We start from the raw sequence: 546 nt of genomic DNA on the forward strand, positions 1-546 counted from the left end.
AGTCTTGCATTTGGTATAATTTGGAAACACAAATATCAAGATTTTAATATTTCCCCACAACATTTTGTCTTGATCCTCATAGGATTAAGTCGAAAACCTGTGGCCTAGGTATACAATTTAGCTAATTTAAAAACAATGTTCTACGTTTATATTTTATACTCAGAATCACTTAATTTGTACTATAAAGGCTTTACTTCAAATGTGGAAGGAAGACTAGAGTCTCATTTATTGGGTAAAAGTGATTTTACTTCTAAGGCAAAAGATTGGAAATTGGTTTACACTATGGATTTTGAGACAAAGCGCTTGGCTTTGGTTGAAGAGAAACGACTTAAGAAACTCAATAGGGCTTCAATAGAGAAAATAATAGCGAAGTAAGTAGGTTTCGAGTCCTCTCGTTCCAAAAAACGAGACAATATTGGGGAAAGCCTTTCTTAACGGAGAGGCTTTTTTGCCCCTTTAAAGTATCTAAAGTTAGTTGTGTTGTTTGGTCGAGTTGGTAGCAACGAGACCGGGTTTAGTAGTCTCGTCCGTAAGACGAGATGAAAA

Annotated in this window: 1 protein-coding gene; it reads left to right on the forward strand. The window is 35.5% G+C overall.

Going from position 1 to position 546, the window contains the following annotated elements; all coding sequences use genetic code 11:
- Nucleotides 1-135: 135 nt before the first annotated feature.
- Nucleotides 136-375: a GIY-YIG nuclease family protein gene (locus AC4PRO_RS18230; protein ID WP_492118407.1), complete on the forward strand. Its 240-nt coding sequence runs from the start codon at nt 136-138 to the stop codon at nt 373-375.
- Nucleotides 376-546 lie beyond the last annotated feature (171 nt).

This window comes from Flavobacterium sp. DW-iso2 (genome assembly GCF_058725285.1).